General features: G+C 45.7%; 17 protein-coding genes. 3 read left to right on the forward strand and 14 right to left on the reverse strand.

The annotated features are described in order from the left end of the window. Positions 1 to 58 precede the first annotated feature (58 nt). Positions 59 to 937 carry a radical SAM protein gene (locus BUB85_RS10620; protein WP_073109849.1) on the reverse strand — a complete coding sequence of 293 codons (879 nt, stop codon included), beginning with the start codon at positions 935 to 937 and terminating at the stop codon, positions 59 to 61. A gap of 16 nt (positions 938 to 953) precedes the next feature. Beyond that, the gene (locus tag BUB85_RS10625) at positions 954 to 1,853 is read right to left on the reverse strand and encodes a radical SAM protein (RefSeq protein ID WP_073109852.1); all 900 of its coding nucleotides are present in this window, start codon (positions 1,851 to 1,853) and stop codon (positions 954 to 956) included. 192 nt (positions 1,854 to 2,045) lie between these two features. Here BUB85_RS10625 and BUB85_RS10630 point away from each other — a divergent pair, with 192 nt between their 5' ends. Next, complete coding sequence (locus tag BUB85_RS10630; protein WP_073109858.1) at positions 2,046 to 2,408, forward strand: winged helix-turn-helix transcriptional regulator; 363 nt, start codon at positions 2,046 to 2,048, stop codon at positions 2,406 to 2,408. Positions 2,409 to 2,518: 110 nt separating this feature from the next. Here BUB85_RS10630 and BUB85_RS10635 read toward each other — a convergent pair whose 3' ends face one another. Next, positions 2,519 to 2,884, reverse strand: coding sequence for a winged helix-turn-helix transcriptional regulator (locus BUB85_RS10635; protein WP_073109951.1), 366 nt, complete (start codon positions 2,882 to 2,884; stop codon positions 2,519 to 2,521). 229 nt (positions 2,885 to 3,113) lie between these two features. On the opposite strand from BUB85_RS10635, the gene BUB85_RS10640 reads away from it, so the two are divergent. Then, on the forward strand, positions 3,114 to 3,620 hold the full coding sequence (locus tag BUB85_RS10640) for a YbhB/YbcL family Raf kinase inhibitor-like protein (protein ID WP_073109864.1): 507 nt from the start codon (positions 3,114 to 3,116) through the stop codon (positions 3,618 to 3,620). After that, positions 3,617 to 4,111 carry an FUSC family protein gene (locus BUB85_RS10645; RefSeq protein WP_073109870.1) on the forward strand — a complete coding sequence of 165 codons (495 nt, stop codon included), beginning with the start codon at positions 3,617 to 3,619 and terminating at the stop codon, positions 4,109 to 4,111. Before BUB85_RS10640 ends, BUB85_RS10645 begins: the two co-directional genes overlap by 4 nt. Positions 4,112 to 4,131: 20 nt before the next feature. Here the strand turns inward: BUB85_RS10645 and BUB85_RS21175 are convergent, their stop codons facing one another. The 11 genes from BUB85_RS21175 to argS all read right to left on the reverse strand — a co-directional run bounded on the left by BUB85_RS21175 (position 4,132) and on the right by argS (position 20,381). After that, complete coding sequence (locus tag BUB85_RS21175) at positions 4,132 to 4,320, reverse strand: hypothetical protein (protein ID WP_143160700.1); 189 nt, start codon at positions 4,318 to 4,320, stop codon at positions 4,132 to 4,134. A gap of 403 nt (positions 4,321 to 4,723) precedes the next feature. After that, complete coding sequence (gene tsf, locus BUB85_RS10655) at positions 4,724 to 5,656, reverse strand: translation elongation factor Ts (RefSeq protein WP_073109876.1); 933 nt, start codon at positions 5,654 to 5,656, stop codon at positions 4,724 to 4,726. A 134-nt stretch (positions 5,657 to 5,790) separates the two neighbouring features. Continuing rightward, positions 5,791 to 6,525: a 30S ribosomal protein S2 gene (gene rpsB / locus BUB85_RS10660; RefSeq protein ID WP_073109881.1), complete on the reverse strand. Its 735-nt coding sequence runs from the start codon at positions 6,523 to 6,525 to the stop codon at positions 5,791 to 5,793. 221 nt (positions 6,526 to 6,746) lie between these two features. Then, a complete protein-coding gene (locus tag BUB85_RS10665; protein WP_073109888.1) occupies positions 6,747 to 7,766 on the reverse strand; it encodes a DUF2804 domain-containing protein in 1,020 nt (339 codons plus the stop codon). 103 nt (positions 7,767 to 7,869) lie between these two features. Next, positions 7,870 to 8,688 carry a carbon-nitrogen hydrolase family protein gene (locus BUB85_RS10670; protein ID WP_073109895.1) on the reverse strand — a complete coding sequence of 273 codons (819 nt, stop codon included), beginning with the start codon at positions 8,686 to 8,688 and terminating at the stop codon, positions 7,870 to 7,872. Positions 8,689 to 8,960: 272 nt separating this feature from the next. Further along, entirely contained in the window at positions 8,961 to 10,145 is a 1,185-nt protein-coding gene (locus tag BUB85_RS10675) for a coiled-coil domain-containing protein (protein WP_073109902.1), read from the reverse strand. A 191-nt stretch (positions 10,146 to 10,336) separates the two neighbouring features. Further along, positions 10,337 to 11,836, reverse strand: coding sequence for a glutamate synthase subunit beta (locus tag BUB85_RS10680; protein ID WP_073109908.1), 1,500 nt, complete (start codon positions 11,834 to 11,836; stop codon positions 10,337 to 10,339). A gap of 15 nt (positions 11,837 to 11,851) precedes the next feature. After that, on the reverse strand, positions 11,852 to 16,414 hold the full coding sequence (gltB, locus tag BUB85_RS10685) for a glutamate synthase large subunit (protein ID WP_073109915.1): 4,563 nt from the start codon (positions 16,412 to 16,414) through the stop codon (positions 11,852 to 11,854). Positions 16,415 to 16,527: 113 nt separating this feature from the next. Continuing rightward, positions 16,528 to 17,439: a CPBP family intramembrane glutamic endopeptidase gene (locus tag BUB85_RS10690; RefSeq protein ID WP_073109920.1), complete on the reverse strand. Its 912-nt coding sequence runs from the start codon at positions 17,437 to 17,439 to the stop codon at positions 16,528 to 16,530. Positions 17,440 to 17,708: 269 nt separating this feature from the next. After that, positions 17,709 to 18,524, reverse strand: a complete 816-nt coding sequence (locus BUB85_RS10700; RefSeq protein ID WP_073109927.1) for a C39 family peptidase — start codon at positions 18,522 to 18,524, stop codon at positions 17,709 to 17,711. A gap of 102 nt (positions 18,525 to 18,626) precedes the next feature. After that, entirely contained in the window at positions 18,627 to 20,381 is a 1,755-nt protein-coding gene (gene argS / locus BUB85_RS10705) for an arginine--tRNA ligase (protein ID WP_408607082.1), read from the reverse strand. Positions 20,382 to 20,782: the final 401 nt, after the last annotated feature.

Raw genomic sequence — 20,782 nt, forward strand, 5'->3', positions numbered from 1 at the left:
ATGACAGAATCAATACTTTCCCAAATAAATCACTTCCCTTCTGCTCCAAATTTATATTTTATAACGCTTTCAGATCATCCCTGTATTTCTGCATTTCTTCCTCAGTAAATGTATTTATGACATACTGTATCTCTGCCACAATACTATCTCTTTCTTTTGGAAGATATGCAAGCAATGGATAGAAATTAGATTTTGAATTTGCAAATAAATGTATTCGAATCTGTAGATTTTTGATAAATACTTGCAGTTCCTGTAGTCGTTCCTTTTCTCCGGCTGGAATAAAATGACCTCCTTTTTCCATCTGATATAATATCGTATTTGGAAACAATGTCAGAGAATCAATGGAAATGAAATATGGATTGAGCTGATTAAAAAGCCGGGCACTGTTAACTGCATTTCGATATCCTCCACCTTTTCCTGACAATCCGGTCATATAGACAAAGTAATATTCAATCCCTGCTTCATCCAATTTCTGGCACTGCTCCACTATATCCTGCGAAGTATATCCCTTATTTGCAATCAGCAATGTATCATCATCTCCACTTTCTGTTCCGATACTCAATCCATTCACGCCCATCGCCCGCAGTTTCTTTAATTGCCATACCTCTTTATTCTTGATATCCCGAATACTGGCAAACATAGCGATTGTCTGGCACTTGATCAGATAATCCCGAACTGTCAATACATATGGTTTCAGCTTTTCATAGCTTATTGCAAATGGATTTGCTCCTGTCACAAAAATACGCCGTGCATTTGGCTGATGCTGCTTGATTTCATCCAGATCCTGTTCAAATTTTTCCAACGATGTCAAATGAAATGATTCATCCCTGTAGAGACTGCAAAAATGACATTTATGATAAGTGCAGCCACTTGTAAGTTCTATAATACAGGAGTCCGCTTCATAAGGCGGTCTCCATGTCCTTCCCGTAAAATGCAAAATAATCCCTCCCGCTCTATAAATGTCGGAGCTGCCTGCGATATTCCTGTAGCTCTTCCTCACTCACATTTTGAATAATATCATCCAGTATGCGAAGCAGTCTCGCCTTATCTTTTGGTAATGTTCCGATTAGAGGAATCGCATTGGACGCTCCTAATGCAGCGAACTCAACAGGAATATCCAATTTCTCAATCAATGTCCGGATTTCCCGATATTTCTCCTGCTCCCCTTCCTCGCTCCAATTTCCTTTTTGTATCTCCTGGTAAAGCTCCGAATTTGGATAAATAGTGAGCATATTTGCACCAATCAGCTTCGGGTGGATTTGATTGCATATCTTAGCAGTCTCTTTTGCCCCTTTCTCGCCATTTCCCGCGCCGGAAATACTCGTCAAATAGAAAAATTTATAAGTAATCCCTGCCTGTTCAAGCCGCCTGCACTGTGTAATAATATCTGAGGATGCATATCCTTTATTCATAAATTGAAGTGCTTCATCGTCTCCTGTTTCAATCCCAATAGTTAGCCCATCATATCCGGCATTTGATAGTTCCTTAAGTTCTTCATCAGATTTCAAGGTAATATCTGTAACTCTTGAAAAACAACCTATGCTCTCATTCTCCGGAAAATACATTTTAACCAGTCTGGCAATCTCTATCAGCTTTTCGGCTTTCAATACAAAGGGATTCGCACCTGTCAAAAAGGTCCTTATTACTTTATGTTGCTCCCATAATCGAAATTGTGCCTTTGCCTCCTTTAAATCCGCTTCAACGTCCTCTATGGGTGACATACGAAACCGAAAGGGAATATCATCATATAAGGTGCAGAACTTGCATTTATGATGAGTACAGCCTGCCGTCACCTCCAGCAACAGCGAAGAAGCTTCATATGGTGGTCTCCAAATCGTTCCTGTATAGTGCATAATCATTTCTTCCTTTCCAAAATTATAATTTATAGATAAGTTACAATTCTAAAATAACTCATTGATTTTTTGTCCACAAGTACTGTCTTTTTTTAGTAGTAGTATTATTTTTCATACTATGTTCATTAAATAACAGTATCTTGATTTTATATACAGTCTGGATTATAATTCGTAAAAAGGAGTGATTTAATTATGGCTGATAACAAATTTAGTAACGAAACCGTCATTGCCCGCTGTGTTCCCATGAGTAAATTGCAGTCTGTAATTGGTGGAAAATGGAAGATTCTGATTTTATGGTACATATGCTTTTACAAGGTTCAAAGATTTGGGGAACTGATGCGAAGGCTTGACGGCATTACTCAATCCACCCTGACCAAACAACTTCGGGAATTGGAAAGTGATGGATTTTTACATCGGGAAATCTATAAAGAAATCCCTCCAAAAGTAGAATACTCTTTGACGGAATTTGGTGAAAGCTTCATCCCGGTATTGCAAACTATGATGACCTGGAGTGAAAACTGTCTGTGCCCGGAATACAAGAATCCTTATCTTTAACGCACAATGAGCAGTAGTCCGATTGACTGCTGCTGTTAAAATTGCTATATACTCCTCTATCGTTATCCCTATCTTATCAATGGATACAATTCCCCACTTTTTTGTTGGTATTATTCTGGCACAACCCCCTTTTCATCTAATAAGCTTTCCTTGCCCTGTGCTTTGAGGTATTCTATTCCGATATGCTGCATTATTTTCAATGCTGCCAGCAATTCATACCCCGGTCCATCCGTCAAAGAATATTCCACATGAAGCGGATAACCTTCAAAAGATTTCTTTGCTACAAATCTGTATTCTATTAACTCATTTAAATGTTCCAGTAACATTTTCTGTGTTATACCATCAATGTCTTTTTCTAATTTTGCTAATGAAGTTGGCCCTAGCCGAAGTCTCCATAGAATAATGGGTTTCCATTTGCCCTTGATCATATCGTGAACAAGTTCCAACGGACAGGTAAATTCTTCTCTCAATTTCATATTCATCACTTCCTCGTACAATATCATAACGCAATTCATTTCCTAACTCAATGAAAAGAACAATGGGCAACCAAGTTTCTAAGGCTTTATCCTGCCGTCAAATTCCATAGAGGTGTTGTTCCGGAATGATACCAACAAAAAAGTGGGTAATTTACGTTTTACCGTCATGCGGTTATTATGATGTTGAAAACATACAACATTGTCTTAACCATATGGAGGTATTTTATTTATGTTGATTTCAAGTAATGGCATCACAAATGGAAAGATCGAGGATTGCTTTGGCGGCAGAGGAAAAGACTTTAATGAAAATGGGGTTTCTACCTATTCTCTGCCTGTCACTATTACAGATGTGCCAACTGGTACCGTTTCTTTTGCCCTAGTATTAGAGGACAAAGATGCTTATCCTGTGACCGGAGGCTTTACCTGGATACACTGGCTGGCAGCTAATATTACCAGGACAGAGTTGGCTGAAAACGAAAGCCAGACCGCCCATGATTTCATACAGGGCTGCAATAGCTGGACAAGTATTCAGGGCAACAATCAGAGTAAAGAACTTTCCTGCTTTTACGGTGGGATGGCTCCGCCTGATCAGGCACATATCTACGAGCTTCACGTTTATGCTTTGGATCATTTACTGGAATTGCAGACTGGATTTTTCCTGAATGAATTATTCCGCGCAATGGACGGACACATTTTAGCACAAGCATCATTAAAGGGGACTTATGAGAAAATATGAAAAAGCATCCTATCAAAATAGGTAGACGGATTTGGAAAACAGTTATTGCCGTTTATGTATGCTTTTTTATTGACACAGTACGAGGTGCTGGTGTTCCGTTTTACGCTGCGATTGCAGCAATCCTCTGTATGCAGCGTAACAAGCATGAGAGCTTACAAACTGCCAAGAACAGAGAAATTGCGACAATCCTTGGTGGCTTTTGTGGACTGCTGTTTCTGATATTTGAGCAATATGTGTATCACTTCTCAGTTATCTTGATACGCTATGCGGTACTATCCGTTTTGCTTATTCCTATCATTCAAATTTCGCTGTGGCTCCATCAAGAAAAAGGCACTTTTCTGATGTGTGTGGTATTTCTCTGCGTTACGGTTACACATGCCGGAGATATAAACCCTGTAAGCTTCGCTGGAAATCGTATCATTGATACCACAATTGGAATTGTTGTTGCATTAATTGTTAATTTTAGAGATGTGTCCAACACTAATTCCTAAGAGATGATATAAATGGAGAACTATGTCAGTTCTTTTCCTGCTCTTTCTCGATAGCCTGTTCCTATCAGCCGCTCCACATTCGCCCTGGCGGTGCTGCTTCTCTTTCTGACATATTTAACGGCATGGTTTATGATTCCACCTTTTTTGCTGATTTTTGTTGCCAGTATTCTTGCACTGATTCTGGGGCAGGAATTTTCAAGCCGTACCATCACGCAGGAGGTATCTGCGGGGCACGCCAGAAAAAGTATTTTTGCAGCGAAAGTGATTTCATATCTGGCCGCGTTTAACTGTATGGCTGTTCTTTATCCAATTGCCGGATGTGTCCGGGAATATGCAAGATTTGGGCTTGCAGACGCATTTTCCAGTTTCCTTTTTACCAACTTTTTAAATTCGGGAAGTGGTAAGCAGCCCGTCTTTTATTGTTGTTCCCGCGCTTCTCGTCAGCGTCATTTGGATATTGGTGCTTTTGGCAGCCGCATTTGCGGTGTTGCTGTTAAAATACTGAGGAAAAGAAAAAGACCCCAAAAACCTTATAATCACTAGAGAATACTGTGTTTATAAGGCTTCTGAAGCCTTTAATATTTGATATTTAAATTGTATTGAAAACTTTGCTTATTTACCCATCTGAGCTGCAACTTCTGCTGCAAAATCTTCTTCTTTCTTCTCGATACCTTCGCCTGTCTCAAAACGAACGAAAGCTTTGATTGAAAGCTTAGCACCTGTAGCTTTCGCTACTTCTTCAACATACTTTCCAACGGACTGTTTTCCGTCTTCCGCTTTTACATAAACCTGATCTAACAGACAGATTTCTTTTAATTCTTTATTTACACGGCCCATAACCATACCGCTGATGATCTTGTCATTTGCATCCGGTTTCTCGAGTTTTGCTGCTGCTGTAAGGATTTCTCTCTCTTTCTCGATGTATTCCGGATCAACTTCTGCTCTGCTTGTGTATTCAGGTTTGATAGCTGCAACCTGCATAGCAACGTTTTTAGCCATCTCTTTGATCTCGTCGTTGACAACATCTGTCTCAACATCTACAAGAACGCCGATTTTTCCACCCATATGTGTGTAAGAAGCAACGAAACCGTTCTCCTCTGAAACCTGCTCAAATCTTCTGATGTTCATGTTCTCACCGATAACAGCGATCTGTCCTGCAAGAGCTTCTTGTACAGACTTGCCTTCCTCGAACTTCCATCCCTCTGCAAGGAATGCCTCGATGTCAGCTGCTGTTGTATCCATAGCCTGCTCTGCAACCTGTGCAACGTAAGTCTGGAATTTCTCATTCTTGGCAACGAAATCTGTCTCTGCGTTTACTTCCACTACAACAGCTTTCTTCTCGTCGTCAGAAACTAATACTTTGCAAAGACCCTCTGCTGCAATTCTGTCAGCTTTCTTTGCTGCTTTCATGATACCGTTTTCTCTAAGAAATTCGATAGCTTTATCCATATCGCCGTCTGTCTCTGTAAGAGCTTTCTTACAATCCATCATTCCGGCACCTGATAATTCTCTTAATTCTTTTACCATTTTAGCTGTAACTGCCATTGTATTATCCTCCTATAATTGGGGACAGGTTAAACCTCAATTGGGGACGTAGCAAAGTTGCAATTATGCTACGTCCCCAATTGCACTTCGGCCTGTCCCCAATGGAACTTTTCCTGTCCCATGTATGTTTTATATTATTCTTCTGTTGCTGCTTCTGCCTCTTCTGCGTAAGCTTCTTCTCCGCCCATTCCCTGGTTTGCTTCGATTACAGCGTCTGCCATCTTGGACACGATTAATTTTACAGCTCTGATTGCATCATCATTACCTGGAATTACAAAATCTAATTCTTCCGGATCACAGTTTGTATCTGCAATACCGATCAACGGAATACCAAGTGTGTGTGCTTCCTGAATACAGATTCTTTCTTTCTTAGGATCTACAACGAAGATTGCATCTGGAGCTTTCTTCATCTCTTTGATTCCACCTAAGTTTTTCTCTAACTTAGTCCATTCTTTTTTCAGCTCGATAACTTCTTTCTTAGGAAGTACATCAAATGTTCCGTCTTCTGACATTCTCTCGATGTCTTTCAGACGTTTGATTCTGCTCTGAATTGTCTTGAAGTTTGTGAGCATTCCACCTAACCATCTCTCGTTTACATAGAACATTCCACAGCGCTCTGCTTCTGCTTTAATTGCATCCTGAGCCTGTTTCTTTGTTCCTACAAAAAGGATGTTTCCACCGTTTGCAGCGATGTCAGAGATTGCATTGTAAGCATCGTCAACCATTCCTACTGATTTCTGTAAGTCAATGATGTAGATACCGTTTCTCTCTGTGTAGATGTAAGGAGCCATCTTAGGGTTCCATCTTCTTGTCTGATGTCCAAAATGAACACCTGCTTCTAATAATTGTTTCATTGAAATAACGCTCATGCTTATTTCCTCCTCTTGGTTTTTGACTTCCGTATGCTTGTATATACTTCGAAACCGGAGCTTGATCGTTTCGGCACCATCGAAGATAACCACATACGTGTTTTTTTGCGACCTTGTTAGTATAGCATAGGATTGCAGGCATTGCAAGGATTTTCAGTCATTTTACTGACCCATTTCACTGGCTTTTCCTAATCGGATATTCATGTACAGAAATGCTTACGCTAATATCGGTTGTGTACCTGCTCTGCGAAGCACATCACATCCTTCAGTTCCAGAACCGTCCCGTCATCTAGGACCGCTCTTCCGCTCAAGTGTCCAAATACCTGATGCTGATCCGTCACGATAAGCACCGCTGATGTCTTTGCCGCCCGGTCAAGCACCGGCTTGAAGTCCATCTCGAACCGCCCGTCACTGGAAGTAAATGTCCATGGTGCCAGATAATCGTCCTCCGGAATATGAAACGTCACATCGTCCAGCTTGTGGCCGACGCCATCATAAAAAAGTATATTTTCTGTTGCGGCCGATGTATCGCCAAATCCGTATCCAATATTGAATCCAAACGGTTTCCCATTGACCGTGGCATTTGCAGATCCCCAATACCACATGTTGTCATACGTCCACACACCTCTGCCCCAGTCCAGTGTTCCATAATCCGTCTGCGGTGAAAATGTATACGTTTTCCCGTCAAATGTCATGGTTCCGGATGCTGGCATGCAGTTGATCTTCTGGTTGTAGTAAAATGCATGTTTTTTCTTCCATGGTGTAGCGATCACCATGGTGTCCATCTCCGGCTGTTCCAAGGTGATATCACACTGAAAAGTCTTGCCCTGATAGAAGTTTTTCCATTTGCACACCAGCCTTCGGTTTCCCTTTTTTACTAGAAAATATATCTGCAGATTTTTGTCCTTATAGGCCGCATGCCCCTTTACAGAGGATTCCGGCAGCTTCATTCTGCCCATTGGAAATGGATTCAATACGGTGTTTGTGTGCTCCCATCCCTCCTTAAAATTGAGGATAGAAACCGACTGCAATCCAATGTATCCATCATCCGATATGGTAAATGCAGCTGCAAACTCCTGGTTCAGTACAAGATAATAGTCCCACTCCTTGATACGGAATCCCGGCGCCTTCACCTGGCTTCTGTGATATTGCTGTACCATCCTTCTGGACCATCCCGGCTCCCGCAGTTCCCCGTTTTCATCCAGCAGCTCCTGTACCGTAGTCACTTCATGATTCCTCATACCGTTCACCCTTTCTTTTTGTTCTGCGCTTTTTATTTGTACATTTTATCTATGCCTTTTATCTCCCCTTTTACAACTGCCGTTCTGCCTTGTCCCCCATGCTTTACCGCTTTCTCACCTCATAGACATCCCCGCGCCGATGGCGAAGCAGCGGCAGTTCCCGCCGGATCTTATCTACCAGTTCCAGATTGATTTCTGTGATCTGTATCTGTTCTGCCTCCCCGCAGACATGTACGACCGTCCCCCACGGATCCACCGCGATCGTATGTCCCCAGGAATGATACTCTGCCCCCATGTCTCTCGCCGGCGCCGTGCCGATGGTATAGAACTGATTGTCCACCGCCCGCTGTCGAAACAGCAGTTCCCAGTGCGCCGGACCTGTTGTCATATTGAACGCCGCCGGTACAAGCAGCACCTTCGCACCCTCCTGTGCCATCAGCCCGGCCAGTTCCGGGAAACGCAGGTCATAGCAGATACAGATTCCCATCCTGCAGAACTCTGTGTCGAACACCGTGACCTCATCTCCCGCCGACAAGGTATCCGACTCTCGAAATGTCTGACCATCTTGAATGTCAATGTCAAACAAATGCATTTTCCGATGTTTTGCAATCTGATTTCCGGTTCGGTCATATACATATGCGGTGTTGTAAATTCTGCCGTTTTCATCCACCTCCGGTATGGTTCCGGCTGACAGATAAATCCCATACTTCTTCGCCAGATCTGAAAAAAAGCGACAGGATGGTCCGCCCTCCTTCTCGGCATATAGCGGAAACAATTCCGTCTGATAGGGACAGGTAAACATCTCCGGAAGTGTCACCATATCCACGTCCTGCAATTTTTCACACTTCATCCACTCGGCCAATTGCTCCAGGTTCTTTTCTTTTTCCCTGTATACCTTCAACTGTAACGATGCAATTTTCATAATCTTTCCACTCCTCACATCTCCCGCCCGTTGCCGCCGGCATGCTTCTTCTCTCACTGACCCATTACTGTTCTTTCATTATAACACTCTGCAAATCGCCTTTCAACGCCCCAGAACATTTCCAGAACAAAGAGTTTCGCGCATCCCCCGGAGGTTTTTTATGTAATACGAGGAAAGTTCAGAGAACTTTCCTCGTATTACATAAAAAAGCATCCGGATGATCGACTGACCATCCGGATGCTTTTATCTTTTGTAGAATTTATTTTATTTTCTTAATAGCGCACGAAGATCATTCCGCCCTGTACCGGTCCTACGATAACTCCGACTCCCTCTGTAGCCGCATGAATCATCTGACCTCCACCGATATAGATACCACAGTGGTTTGCATTTACCGCAACATCTCCAGGCTGCGGATCACTTACCTGCTGCCATCCAAGGAACGTATACGTCGTACCAAGACGGGAATATGCACCTGTCAGACAGTAGCTTACAAATCCAGAACAGTCGAACGCTCCAGGAGAGCATGCCCCCCATACGTACTCTGCATTGTTAACCCAACCATATGCACGGTCTACAATCGCATTTCCGGTTGCCCCATCATAACTAGGCTCTGGAGTTGGATTATATGAACCGCCGTCATCGACCGGAGTTTCCGCTACCGGTGCTTCCGGTGTCGGTGCTTCTGGTGCCGGAGTCTCACCTGCCGGTGTTGCTGCCGCCGGAGTATCTGCTGTCGGCTGCGTTGCTGCTGCCTGTCCAGCCCCGGTCTGTGCCGTTGTTGTCTGTGCACTTGCAACCTGTGTTGCTGCCGCTGCCTGCGCTGCTGCCGCTTTCGCTGCTGCCTCTGCCGCCGCCTTAGCCGCTGCCGCCTGAATCATGCCGTCAAGATTTGAAACCTCTGCACTTTTTTCTGTGATCATCGTATTCAGTTCTTCTGATTGTGCCTGATATTCTGTCTCCATCTCCTCAAGCTGTGCCTGCTCATCTTCCAATGTTGACTTCATATCGCTGACCTGCTGAACTGTCTCGTGATACTCGTTCAAAGCGTTACGGTCATATGTACTGATTGAATTTGCATATTCAACCTGCTCCAGCATCTCTGTGAAGGAACCGGATGAAATAATATTCTCGATGGCCGTTGTATTGCCATCCTCGTACATGTATTTGATTCGAAGCTTCATACTCTCATATTGTTCCGCTTCTTTTTGCTGGGTCTGCTCTAATTCTGTCTGCGCCTGTGCAATCTGATCTGCCTTCTGTTGCCCCTGAATCTCTAAATCATTCAAGTTACCAATAATTGTGTTCAACTGTGTCTGCAAATCACTCACTTGACTCTGAGCTGCTGCCTTCTGACTCTCCAAGCTGCCCGTCGTAGCGTCTGTTGCAAAAACCGGCGTTGCGATTAAAGAGCTTGTAACAACCACTGCAACAAGACCTCTTACTATACTTCTTTTCATATTTGGTCACCCATCCTTATACTATATTATTTATACGCCCCCACATATATAGTTTGAGCATACACCATTTCCTGTGCCTTTTCAACATTTATTTCAAAAATGTATCCCTTGTCTTGTACAGTATAAAGGATTTATCATCATAATTCAACAATTATTTAATATTTTTGTAACATTTCATAATTTTTTCATAATTACTGGACTGATAAATTGGTGTAACCCATTAGGCTCAAATCCACTTCCCGCGCCACTTCCCGGCCTTCGCGGATAGCCCAGACAACCAGTGACTGACCCCGGTGCATATCGCCTGCCGCAAACACATTTTTTACATTTGTCTCGTATTCTTCGTCTTTTGTAGCAACATTTGTCCGCTCATTGACCTCCACGCCAAATGCTTTTGTGACATAACTCTCACTGCCCAGAAATCCGGCTGCGATCAGCACAAGATCGACTTCCACTGTATATTCACTTCCCGGAACCTCTGCCATCATCTTTCGTCCGGTCTTTTCATCAGTTTTTGAATCCAGCTTCACCAGAACTGCCTTGCACACATTCCCCTTGCTGTCTTTCACAAACTCCTTCACGGTGGTCGTATAGACACGTGGATCCTGGCCGAACACCGCCGCCGACTCTTCCTGTCCATAATCCGTCTTGCAGACCTTCGGCCACTCCGGCCATGGATTGTCCTCCGCTCTCTCATCCGGTGCCTTGGGCAGCATTTCCAGTTGGAGCATGGATTTTGCACCATGTCTCATGGAGGTTCCCACGCAGTCGTTTCCGGTATCCCCTCCACCGATGACCATCACGCGCTTTCCTTTTGCGGAAATGTACGTGCCGTCTTTCAATTCCATATTGTTGGCCCAGAGAGCCTTCGTTGTCGATTTCAGGAAATCCACTGCGAAGTAAATTCCCTTTGCATCGCGTCCCTCTGCCCTGATATCCCTCGGGTTTGATGCACCGCATGTGAGTATCACCCGGTCAAACTCTTTTAATATAGAAGAAGCCTTGATATCTTTCCCCACATTACAGCCGGTCTTGAACACCACGCCCTCTTCTTCCATGATTGCGATCTTGCGGTCAATGACCTGTTTCTCCAGCTTCATGTTCGGAATACCGTAGCGCAGAAGTCCCCCCGCCTTATCATCCCGCTCAAACACCGTCACCAGATGTCCGCGCTTGTTCAGCTGGTCTGCTGCGGCAAGCCCAGAAGGGCCGGAGCCGATCACGGCAACCTTCTTGCCTGTTCTCACCTTTGGGATTCTCGCTTTCGCATATCCCAGGTCGTACGCACTTTCAATAATGCCATACTCGTTTGCCTGCGTCGATACCGGATCCTCGTGAAGACCGCACGTACATGCCTTCTCACAGAGTGCCGGGCAGACACGGGATGTAAATTCCGGGAAATTGTTCGTCTTGATGAGACGATAATACGCCTCCTCCCAGTTTCCGTGATAAATCAGATCATTCCACTCCGGCACCAGATTGTGGAGCGGGCACCCGCTCGCCATCCCGGAGATCATCTGTCCGGACTGGCAGAACGGAACTCCGCACGCCATACATCTCGCCCCCTGGAGCTCTTGTTCTTCCTTCGGCAGAGGCGTATGAAACTCACGAAAATGTTTGATTCTTTTCTTTGGTTCTTCTGCTGCTTTATCCTGTCTTTTATAATCTATAAATCCTGTTGGTTTTCCCATTTTCTATTCGCCTCCTTATCTTGCACGCCCGTGTGAAACTGCCGGGAGCGTACCGTTTTTTATTGCATAGAATGCCTCGATCTTTGCCTGTTCACTGCTCAGACCCTTTTCTTCCATCTGAAGAATCGCCGTAAGCATATTCTCGTAATCCTCCGGAATGATTTTCTTAAACTTCGGAAGATAATCCTTAAAGTGATCAAGAATTTCTTTTCCCAGCTCAGAGTTCGTATAAGCGACATGCTCCTGAATCATATTCTTCAGTTCCATCACATCAAACTTCTCCGTCACCTTCTCGATATTTACCATATCTTTATTGACCTTTTTATACAGCTCACTATCCATATCCAGTACATAAGCGATACCGCCGCTCATACCTGCCGCAAAGTTCTTTCCGGTTTTACCAAGAACTGCCACACGTCCGCCGGTCATGTATTCACAGCCGTGGTCTCCCACTCCCTCGACAACTGCAGTCGCTCCGGAGTTACGCACGCAGAACCGCTCTCCTGCGACACCATTTATATAGGCACTTCCACTGGTTGCACCGTAGAGTGCCACATTGCCAACGATGATGTTTTCATCCTGTCTGAACTGGATCCCCTGCGGCGGGCATACCACCAGTTTTCCGCCGGAAAGCCCTTTTCCGAAATAGTCATTACTGTCACCGGTAAGTTCCAGTGTCAGTCCCTTCGGGATAAATGCGCCATAAGACTGTCCGCCGGCACCCTTGCACTTGATCACAAAAGTATCTTCATCCAGCCCCTCCGGATAACGCTTTGTGATCTCGGATCCGAAAATAGTTCCGAAGGTCCGGTTTACATTGCTGACATCAATCTCAAGACTTCGTTTCTGTTTCTTCTCCAGAGCAGGCATGAGCTGCTTTAAGAGCACCTTCTCATCCAGTGTCGTCTCCAGCTTAAAGTCGTATTTTTTCTTCGGGTTAAATGTCATTCCCTTCTTTGATTTCAGATACGGGTTGTAAAGAATGCCGCTCAGATCCAGCGTTGCCGCTCTGTCTGAGTTTGCCACATCTCTCACCTTCAGCAGATCGGTACGGCCGACCAGTTCATCTATTGTCTTCACACCCAGTCTTGCCATGTATTCTCTCAGGTTCTCTGCGATAAACCGCATGAAGTTTACAACATACTCTGGTTTGCCCGCGAACCGTTTTCTGAGCTCCGGATTCTGTGTCGCAATTCCGACCGGACAGGTATCCAGATTACAGACTCTCATCATCACACAGCCCATCGACACCAGTGGTGCCGTGGCAAATCCAAATTCTTCCGCTCCGAGCATTGCAGCAATTGCCACATCACGGCCGCTCATCAGCTTTCCGTCCGTCTCGATGCGCACACATTCCCGCAGTCCATTCTGGATCAGAGTCTGATGCGTCTCCGCAAGACCAAGCTCCCACGGAAGTCCCGCATTGTGAATGGAGCTTCTCGGCGCCGCGCCGGTTCCTCCATCATAGCCGGAGATCAGAATCAGACCTGCACCTGCTTTGGCAACTCCTGCCGCTACCGTGCCGACTCCTGCCTCCGAGACAAGTTTCACGGAAATTCTCGCATCCTTATTGGCATTCTTGCAGTCATAGATCAGCTGCGCCAGATCCTCTATCGAATAAATATCATGATGCGGCGGTGGAGAGATCAGCCCCACACCCGGCGTGGAATGACGGGTCTTGGCAATCCACGGATATACCTTTCCCGCCGGCAGATGTCCGCCTTCACCCGGTTTTGCGCCCTGTGCCATTTTGATCTGAATCTCCTTCGCACTGACCAGATATCTGGAGGTCACACCAAAACGTCCGGAGGCAACCTGCTTGATTGCGGAGCACCGGTCGCTGTCAAGGCGTTCGATATCCTCGCCACCCTCACCACTGTTCGACTTTCCATGGAGCTGGTTCATTGCCAGTGCCAATGTCTCATGTGCTTCTCTGGAGATGGATCCATAGGACATGGCACCTGTCTTAAATCTGGTGACAATTGCATCCACGCTCTCGACCTCTTCGATCGGGATTCCTTTCTTCGGATAACTAAAGTCCAGCTGACCGCGCAGATTGATGTCTCTGCCCTCTTCGTTGACCATCTCCGTATATTTTCTAAACATATCGTAGTCTCCGCGTCTTGTAGCCTGCTGCAGCATATGGATTGTCTGCGGATTATAGAGGTGCTCCTCCCCGCCGCTTTTTGCCTTGTGGCGTCCCACGCTGTCCAGAGACATATCCACCTGCAGTCCAAGCGGATCAAATGCCTGTGAATGAAATTCGGTGTAGTCTTTCGCAATTTCCTCGATTCCGATTCCGCCTATACGGCTGACCGTATCCGTAAAATATTTATTGATAAATTCTTCCTTCAAACCGATTGCCTCAAAAATCTTGGCCCCCTGATAAGACTGAATCGTGGAGATTCCCATCTTGGATGCGATCTTGATGATTCCGTGAAGCACCGCATCGTTATAAGAATCCACCGCCGCATAGTAATCCTTGTGCAGCATGTTGCTCTCGATCAGCTGTTTGATGGACTCATGCGCAAGATACGGATTCACTGCACAGGCGCCATATCCGAGCAGTGCAGCAAAATGGTGAACTTCTCTCGGCTCTCCAGTCTCTAAAATCACAGCCACCGATGTCCGCTTCTTTGTGCCGACCAGATGCTGCTGCAGTCCGGAAATCGCCAGCAGAGACGGGATTGCAACGTGATATTCATCCACACCGCGGTCCGATAAAATCAGGATATTCGAGCCTTCATGAATTGCCCGATCCACCTCGATAAAGAGGTAGTCAATGGCCTTTTCCAGACTGGTATTCTTATAATACGTCGTGGTAATCTCAGCCACCTTGAATCCCGGCACCTTCATGTTCTTAATCTTCAGCAGATCCGTGTTCGTCAGAATGGGATCATTTACCTGCAGCATCTTACAGTTTTCTTCTTTTTCTTCCAGAAGATTCCCGTCTTTTCCCACATAGTAGGTGGTGGATGTGATGACCTCTTCACGCATCGCATCAATCGGCGGATTCGTCACCTGTGCAAAGAGCTGTTTGAAATATCCAAACAGCGGCTGCTGCTTCTGTGACAGCACGGCCAGCGGTGCGTCAATACCCATGGCCCCGATTCCCTCCGCACCATTCTGCGCCATAGTCAGAATCGAAGTCTTCACGTCTTCGTAAGAGTATCCGAATGCTTTCTGCAGCTGGATGCACTCCTCTTTTGTATAAGTAGGAACATCTTTATTCGGAATCTTCAGTTCCTTGAGCTGAATCAGATTGCTGTCCAGCCACTCGCCGTACGGCTGTTTGTTCGCATAATATTCTTTCAGTTCTTCATCGTCAATCACTTTTCCCTGAACGGTATCGACAAGCAGCATCTTTCCTGGATGGAGACGTTCTTTCACCAGAATCTTCGTCGGATCGATATCCAGCACGCCCACCTCAGAGGAGAGAATCAGATTATCATCCGATGTAATGTAGTAGCGGGATGGACGCAGTCCGTTTCTATCCAGCACTGCACCCATGCAGTCTCCGTCTGAGAACAGGATCGATGCCGGTCCGTCCCACGGTTCCATCATCGTCGCATAGTACTGATAAAAATCCTTCTTGTTCTGTGACATGCTGCGGTTGTTCTCCCACGGCTCCGGTATGGAAATCATGACTGCCAGCGGCAGCTCCATTCCGCTCATCACCATAAATTCCAACGCATTGTCCAACATGGCGGAGTCGGAACCGGATGTGTTGATTGCCGGAAGCACCTTATGGAGCTCACCTTTCAGACACTCTGACTCCATGGTCTCCTCTCTGGCTCTCATCTTGTCTGCATTTCCACGGATCGTATTGATCTCACCGTTGTGGACGATAAACCGGTTCGGATGTGCTCTCTCCCAGCTCGGGTTCGTGTTCGTGCTGAAACGGGAGTGCACCAGTGCAATCGCCGACTCATAGTCCTCACTCTGCAGGTCACCAAAGAACAGGCGCAGCTGTCCTACCAGAAACATTCCTTTGTATGCGATCGTGCGGCTTGACAGGGATGCCACATAGGTATCGTCACTGCTCTGCTCGAAAATGCGGCGTACCACATACAGTCTGCGGTCAAAGTCAATTCCCTTCTCGATTTTATTTGGGCGCTCAATAAATGCCTGCATGATACACGGCATACACTCCAGCGCCTTCGACCCGAGCACCTCCGGATGTACCGGCACTTCTCTCCAGCCAAGGAACTTCAGTCCCTCTTTTTCCACAATCACTTCAAATATCTTTTTCGCCTGATTTCTCTTCAGTTCATCCTGGGGGAAGAAAAACATTCCCACTCCGTAATCTCTCTCAGAACGTAAAAAGATGCCGAGAGGTTCACAGACTTTAGAGAAAAACTTGTGGGATATCTGTAATAAGATTCCTACTCCGTCTCCTGTCTTACCCTCGGCATCCTTGCCGGCTCTATGTTCTAGATTTTCTACGATCTTCAATGCATTCGCTACCGTTTCATGGCTTTTTACACCCTTTATATTGACCACTGCACCAATACCGCAGTTATCATGTTCGAACCGGGAACGGTACAGCCCTGGTTCATTCGCTATTCTTTTGTCCATATCCACTATCCTTTCTATCGAATTTCTTTTTCCACTATACTACAAGATAAATCATTTGTAAATAAGAAATTTTCTAAAATTGTCTGATAGTTTCCATTATATGGACACTTCTTTTAATTGTCTGACAATACCTCTTTTTCTATCTTTGGTCCCTTAGATTCTATTCCCCGCATAAATACATATATGCATGAGCCCGCAAATGCACAGGCCACTGTAATTCCACCCATTCGAAGCGGATTCGCCATCATCCACGTAAACAGATCCGTTTTTGTCCCGATCACAGCCGTGATATTCGCCGCCGCATGAAGAAGAATCGGTGCAAGCAGCGAGCCATACTTCTCATAGACATAAGCCAGAAATGCACCCAGAATCAGCGCGTAAATGAACTGGATCGAGCCGGAGTGCGCAAATCCGAACAAAATGGCCGAGTACATCATGGAACGCCCAACGCCTCCCACCTCACGGTATCTTTTGTACAATAGCCCCCTGTAAATCAATTCTTCCGATATCGGACTGAGCAGGCCGAGACAGAGCAGCTGCATCGGAAGACTGGACTGATACATCGACGCTCCTGTAGAGGCATAGCTGCTGTCAAGAAAGACTGCATCCACCATGTTCAGAATATTATTCAGCCCCAGACACAGCACCACTCCCAGTCCTGCCACCGCAATATATTTCCAGAGCGGTTCCCGCACCATCGCCACGGCCCCTGTCAGTTTTTCTTCTTTTCTGTCCTTCAAGATAAAGTACAGTGACAGCGGGATGCAAGCGAGTGCCGTAAACGCTGTAATTTCCATTATATGCTGCGACAGCACACTGTACATCTTCACAATCATTTCATTTAGATAAGAGGTCATCTCCGTCTCTGACATCGACAACATTGATTTGTAATCCATCTCCGAGAGAATTTTCCCGCCCAGAATTGCCACTTCCGCGACAACCTCCGCTGCAAAACCGACTACCCAATATAATATCAGAGGGCCGAATAATCTCCAGAAACTGCCCTTTTTGTTCTTTTGTTCCATGTGTAATATTCTCCTTCCACACCATTCCTGCATTACTACTCATTGTACTTCCATGTGACTTTTCTTGCAACTAAAAAAAGTATAAACAATTCTCCCCTGTTTCCAATGTACCGTGGGAGATAAAATTGGCGACCGCATAATTTAAAATTTTTTATAAAACCCAAAAAGAATGGTTCCGGCATTTTATCCGTACCATTCTTTTTATATGCGTAAAGCGGACACTCACAATCCCTTTCCCGCATTTCTTTTCTGCAGTGATTCATAAACTTCTACTTGATCACAATCGCCATCTCGCCCAATGCCTTGTAGGATTTTGTAAATTCTCCCGCATCATATTCCAACAGCCCCTCCAGGGGATCATTGACCCACACCGTATCGGCCTTCCGGTCATATCCACTGAGCACCACACAGTGCTCTCCCTCGTACCAGGTATATTCTCTGCCTTCGTACTCGCAGATGCTGTCTGTGGGAAGTGCCTCGCCAAGTCCCATTGTGCACCACACCAGCACCGGATCTCCGTCCGCAATATAGTTATAAAGCTTCTCCAGATCAGCACCGGATATAACAAATGCCTTCTGCGTTGCTTTTTCCTCTGTCAGATAATTGTTTGCCGTGGTTGCAATCCCAGGAGCATAGCAGCCTGCACCCTCGTAGCTGTATGGGTCTCCCACGTATCCTTCTGCAAAATTATCCTCGCTGTATTCGAGATAATCATCCACAATGGTCGTTTTTTCCAGATCATCAAACCCATAATACTGCAGGAGCATCGTCAATGACACCGCCTCGCACCCCGTCGGAAGCTCTGGGAGCTGATCAATACTTTTTACAGCCAGACTGACCTTGTCCGGAATCTTCTGCGCACTGGCCTCCGTCCGAATACAATCAGAGCTCACCCTCTCGCTCTCTTCCACCTGCATTCCATCTGCGTTTTCCCGGGTTTCACGAACAATTTTTTCCGCTTCACCATCTGCCGATTCCACGTATGATACAAACCAGCAGTTCAACACTGCCAGAATCACCACCAAAGCTGTCAGTACGGTCAGAATTATCTTAAAGTGATCATTTAGCCATCTGCTGTTTCGCATGCCATACTCTCCTTGCTGTTCTCCATTCCGAAGCCAGCATACCACCCGCCATCTGATGCTTTGCACAACAGGAGCGATGAGCTGTCTGGAAATATCCAGATTTTACATGCGCTCTGGTGCGCCGAAACCAAGCATGTCAATACAGGATTCCAGAATATCCTTTGTTGTGATCAACAATGCAACATAACTCTTACGCTTCTCTTCATCCTCCTCCGCAAGGATCTTTGTCTCATGATAAAACTTGTTGAATGCATTTGCCAGATCGTAAATATATGCGCAGATTTTGTGCGGTGCAATCTCCTCAAATGCAGTTGCAATCACCTCATTGTATTTTACCGCCTCCAACATCAGCGCTTTTTCACTGTCATTTCCCGCCGCGTGCATTCTCAGACCTTCTATACTGTTCCCAGTCTCCTGATATTTATTTAAAATGGATTTGATTCGCACAATCGTGTATAGAATATACGGTCCTGTATTCCCCTCAAATGAGGTAAAGCGATCCACATCAAAGACATAGTCCTTGGAGGCCTGATTGGACAGATCCCCGTATTTGATTGCAGCGAGTCCTACCACCTTCGCGGTCGCCTCCGCCTCCTCCTCTGAGATTGTCCGGTTGTCCGTGATCTTCTTGAGCATCTCCTCGTCAATCTCGCGAATCAGATTCTCCAGACGCATCACGCCACCCTCTCTTGTCTTAAAGGGCTTTCCGTCCTTCCCGTTCATGGTTCCGAAACCAAGGAATTTCAATGAAGTCTCCGGCTTTACGATCCCCGTTTTCTTCGCGCAGCGGAACACCTGCACAAAATGCAGTTCCTGCCGCTTATCCACCACGTAAATGACTTCGTCCGGCTGATACTGTTCCTCGCGCTCCACGAGCGTCGCAAGATCCGTCGTGTCATAGAGTGCCGCTCCGTCGGACTTCAGAATCATACAGGGCGGTACTTCCTTTGCATCCGTCTCTTCTCTGACGTCCACCACAAGAGCGCCGTCATCAAGATGTGCATAGCCTTCCCTCTTCAGGCGTTCTACCATGTCCGGAATATATTTCTGGGCATCTGCCTCCCCCTTCCAGAGGTCAAAATCAACGTTTAGATTCGCGTAGTTCTTTTTCAGGTCTGTGACCGAAACCTGCATGATGTGTTTCCAAACTGCTGTATATCCTTTGTGACCATTTTGCAGCAAATACGTCGCATGCAATGCTTCTTTCCTGTATTCTTCATCCTCTTTCGCGTAAGCGCTGGCTGTGGGATATATCTCCTCCAACTCCCCGATGGTAAACGGCGCCTCTGCCGGGTATTCCCCTGCAAACGACTCATCAAAATAAGGCAGCTCCGGCTGTCTCTTCTTCAACTCCGTAATGATCAGTCCCATCTGATAGCCCCAGTCTCCCAGATGGATATCGCCGATCACCTGGTGCCCCATCTTTCTCGCGATACGCTTTACACTTTCCCCGATAATTGCAGATCTGAGATGTCCCACATGAAGGGGCTTCGCCACGTTGGGTCCGCCGTAATCCACCATGATGGTCTTCGGGTTCTCCGCGGTTTCCAGTCCCAGATTTGAATCCTGCCCCAGCTCATTCAGATAGTCTGCCAGTGGCTGTGCTGCAAGACTGATATTGATAAAGCCAGGATTCACCGCTTCAATACTGTCAAAATACGGGTTCTCCTTCAGCTGTCCTACCACATCGTTTGCAATCATAATCGGTGCTTTTTTATACAGCTTCGCACCTGCCATCGCTCCGTTGCACTGATACTCACATAAATCAGGTCTGTTGGATAATGTCACCTTCGCCAGCTTCTTATCGTAGCCTGCCTGTTCAAAGGCCTGTTCCATCTCTTTTGTAATTGTCATCATTAATGTTTTCAACTTTATTTCACACTCCATTTTCGTTATAGTCATCTCTGTTATTCTACCATGTATCTCAAATCACAGCAAGAAAAAAAGGGGCTGTCGCACTAGCTGATTAAATTCAGCGGTGCGCAGCTCTTTTTTTCCTACAGAAATGTCCTTTTTATTCCATTTCTGATTCATATTGATTTTTGGGCGTACTTGAACCAGACCTTCTATGAAAAGGTTGTTTTGAATTTTGATAGTTCAAAAATCATGCTGTTTTAAGTTCAAATAAATGCTGTCCTATTTTACCGGATTGTATTTTTCTGTGAAGTTTATTGATGTTATGAGCAATTGCGATCATGGTACTTTCCGCAAGGACATTCACAGTTCCGCGACACAGATATTTTCGAAAGGACATATCT

The organism is Hespellia stercorisuis DSM 15480 (assembly GCF_900142165.1).
GTDB classification, from domain to species: Bacteria; Bacillota; Clostridia; order Lachnospirales; family Lachnospiraceae; genus Hespellia; species Hespellia stercorisuis.

Coding starts and splice junctions, on each gene's coding strand:
- BUB85_RS10625 (WP_073109852.1), bottom strand. CDS start 1,853: ATGCACTATACAGGAACGATTTGGAGACCACCATATGAAGCTTCTTCG.
- BUB85_RS10630 (WP_073109858.1), top strand. CDS start 2,046: ATGGCTGATAACAAATTTAGTAACGAAACCGTCATTGCCCGCTGTGTT.
- BUB85_RS10635 (WP_073109951.1), bottom strand. CDS start 2,884: ATGAAATTGAGAGAAGAATTTACCTGTCCGTTGGAACTTGTTCACGAT.
- BUB85_RS10640 (WP_073109864.1), top strand. CDS start 3,114: ATGTTGATTTCAAGTAATGGCATCACAAATGGAAAGATCGAGGATTGC.
- BUB85_RS10645 (WP_073109870.1), top strand. CDS start 3,617: ATGAAAAAGCATCCTATCAAAATAGGTAGACGGATTTGGAAAACAGTT.
- BUB85_RS21175 (WP_143160700.1), bottom strand. CDS start 4,320: ATGGTACGGCTTGAAAATTCCTGCCCCAGAATCAGTGCAAGAATACTG.
- tsf (WP_073109876.1), bottom strand. CDS start 5,656: ATGGCAGTTACAGCTAAAATGGTAAAAGAATTAAGAGAATTATCAGGT.
- rpsB (WP_073109881.1), bottom strand. CDS start 6,525: ATGAGCGTTATTTCAATGAAACAATTATTAGAAGCAGGTGTTCATTTT.
- BUB85_RS10665 (WP_073109888.1), bottom strand. CDS start 7,766: ATGAGGAATCATGAAGTGACTACGGTACAGGAGCTGCTGGATGAAAAC.
- BUB85_RS10670 (WP_073109895.1), bottom strand. CDS start 8,688: ATGAAAATTGCATCGTTACAGTTGAAGGTATACAGGGAAAAAGAAAAG.
- BUB85_RS10675 (WP_073109902.1), bottom strand. CDS start 10,145: ATGAAAAGAAGTATAGTAAGAGGTCTTGTTGCAGTGGTTGTTACAAGC.
- BUB85_RS10680 (WP_073109908.1), bottom strand. CDS start 11,836: ATGGGAAAACCAACAGGATTTATAGATTATAAAAGACAGGATAAAGCA.
- gltB (WP_073109915.1), bottom strand. CDS start 16,414: ATGGACAAAAGAATAGCGAATGAACCAGGGCTGTACCGTTCCCGGTTC.
- BUB85_RS10690 (WP_073109920.1), bottom strand. CDS start 17,439: ATGGAACAAAAGAACAAAAAGGGCAGTTTCTGGAGATTATTCGGCCCT.
- BUB85_RS10700 (WP_073109927.1), bottom strand. CDS start 18,524: ATGCGAAACAGCAGATGGCTAAATGATCACTTTAAGATAATTCTGACC.
- argS (WP_408607082.1), bottom strand. CDS start 20,381: ATGATGACAATTACAAAAGAGATGGAACAGGCCTTTGAACAGGCAGGC.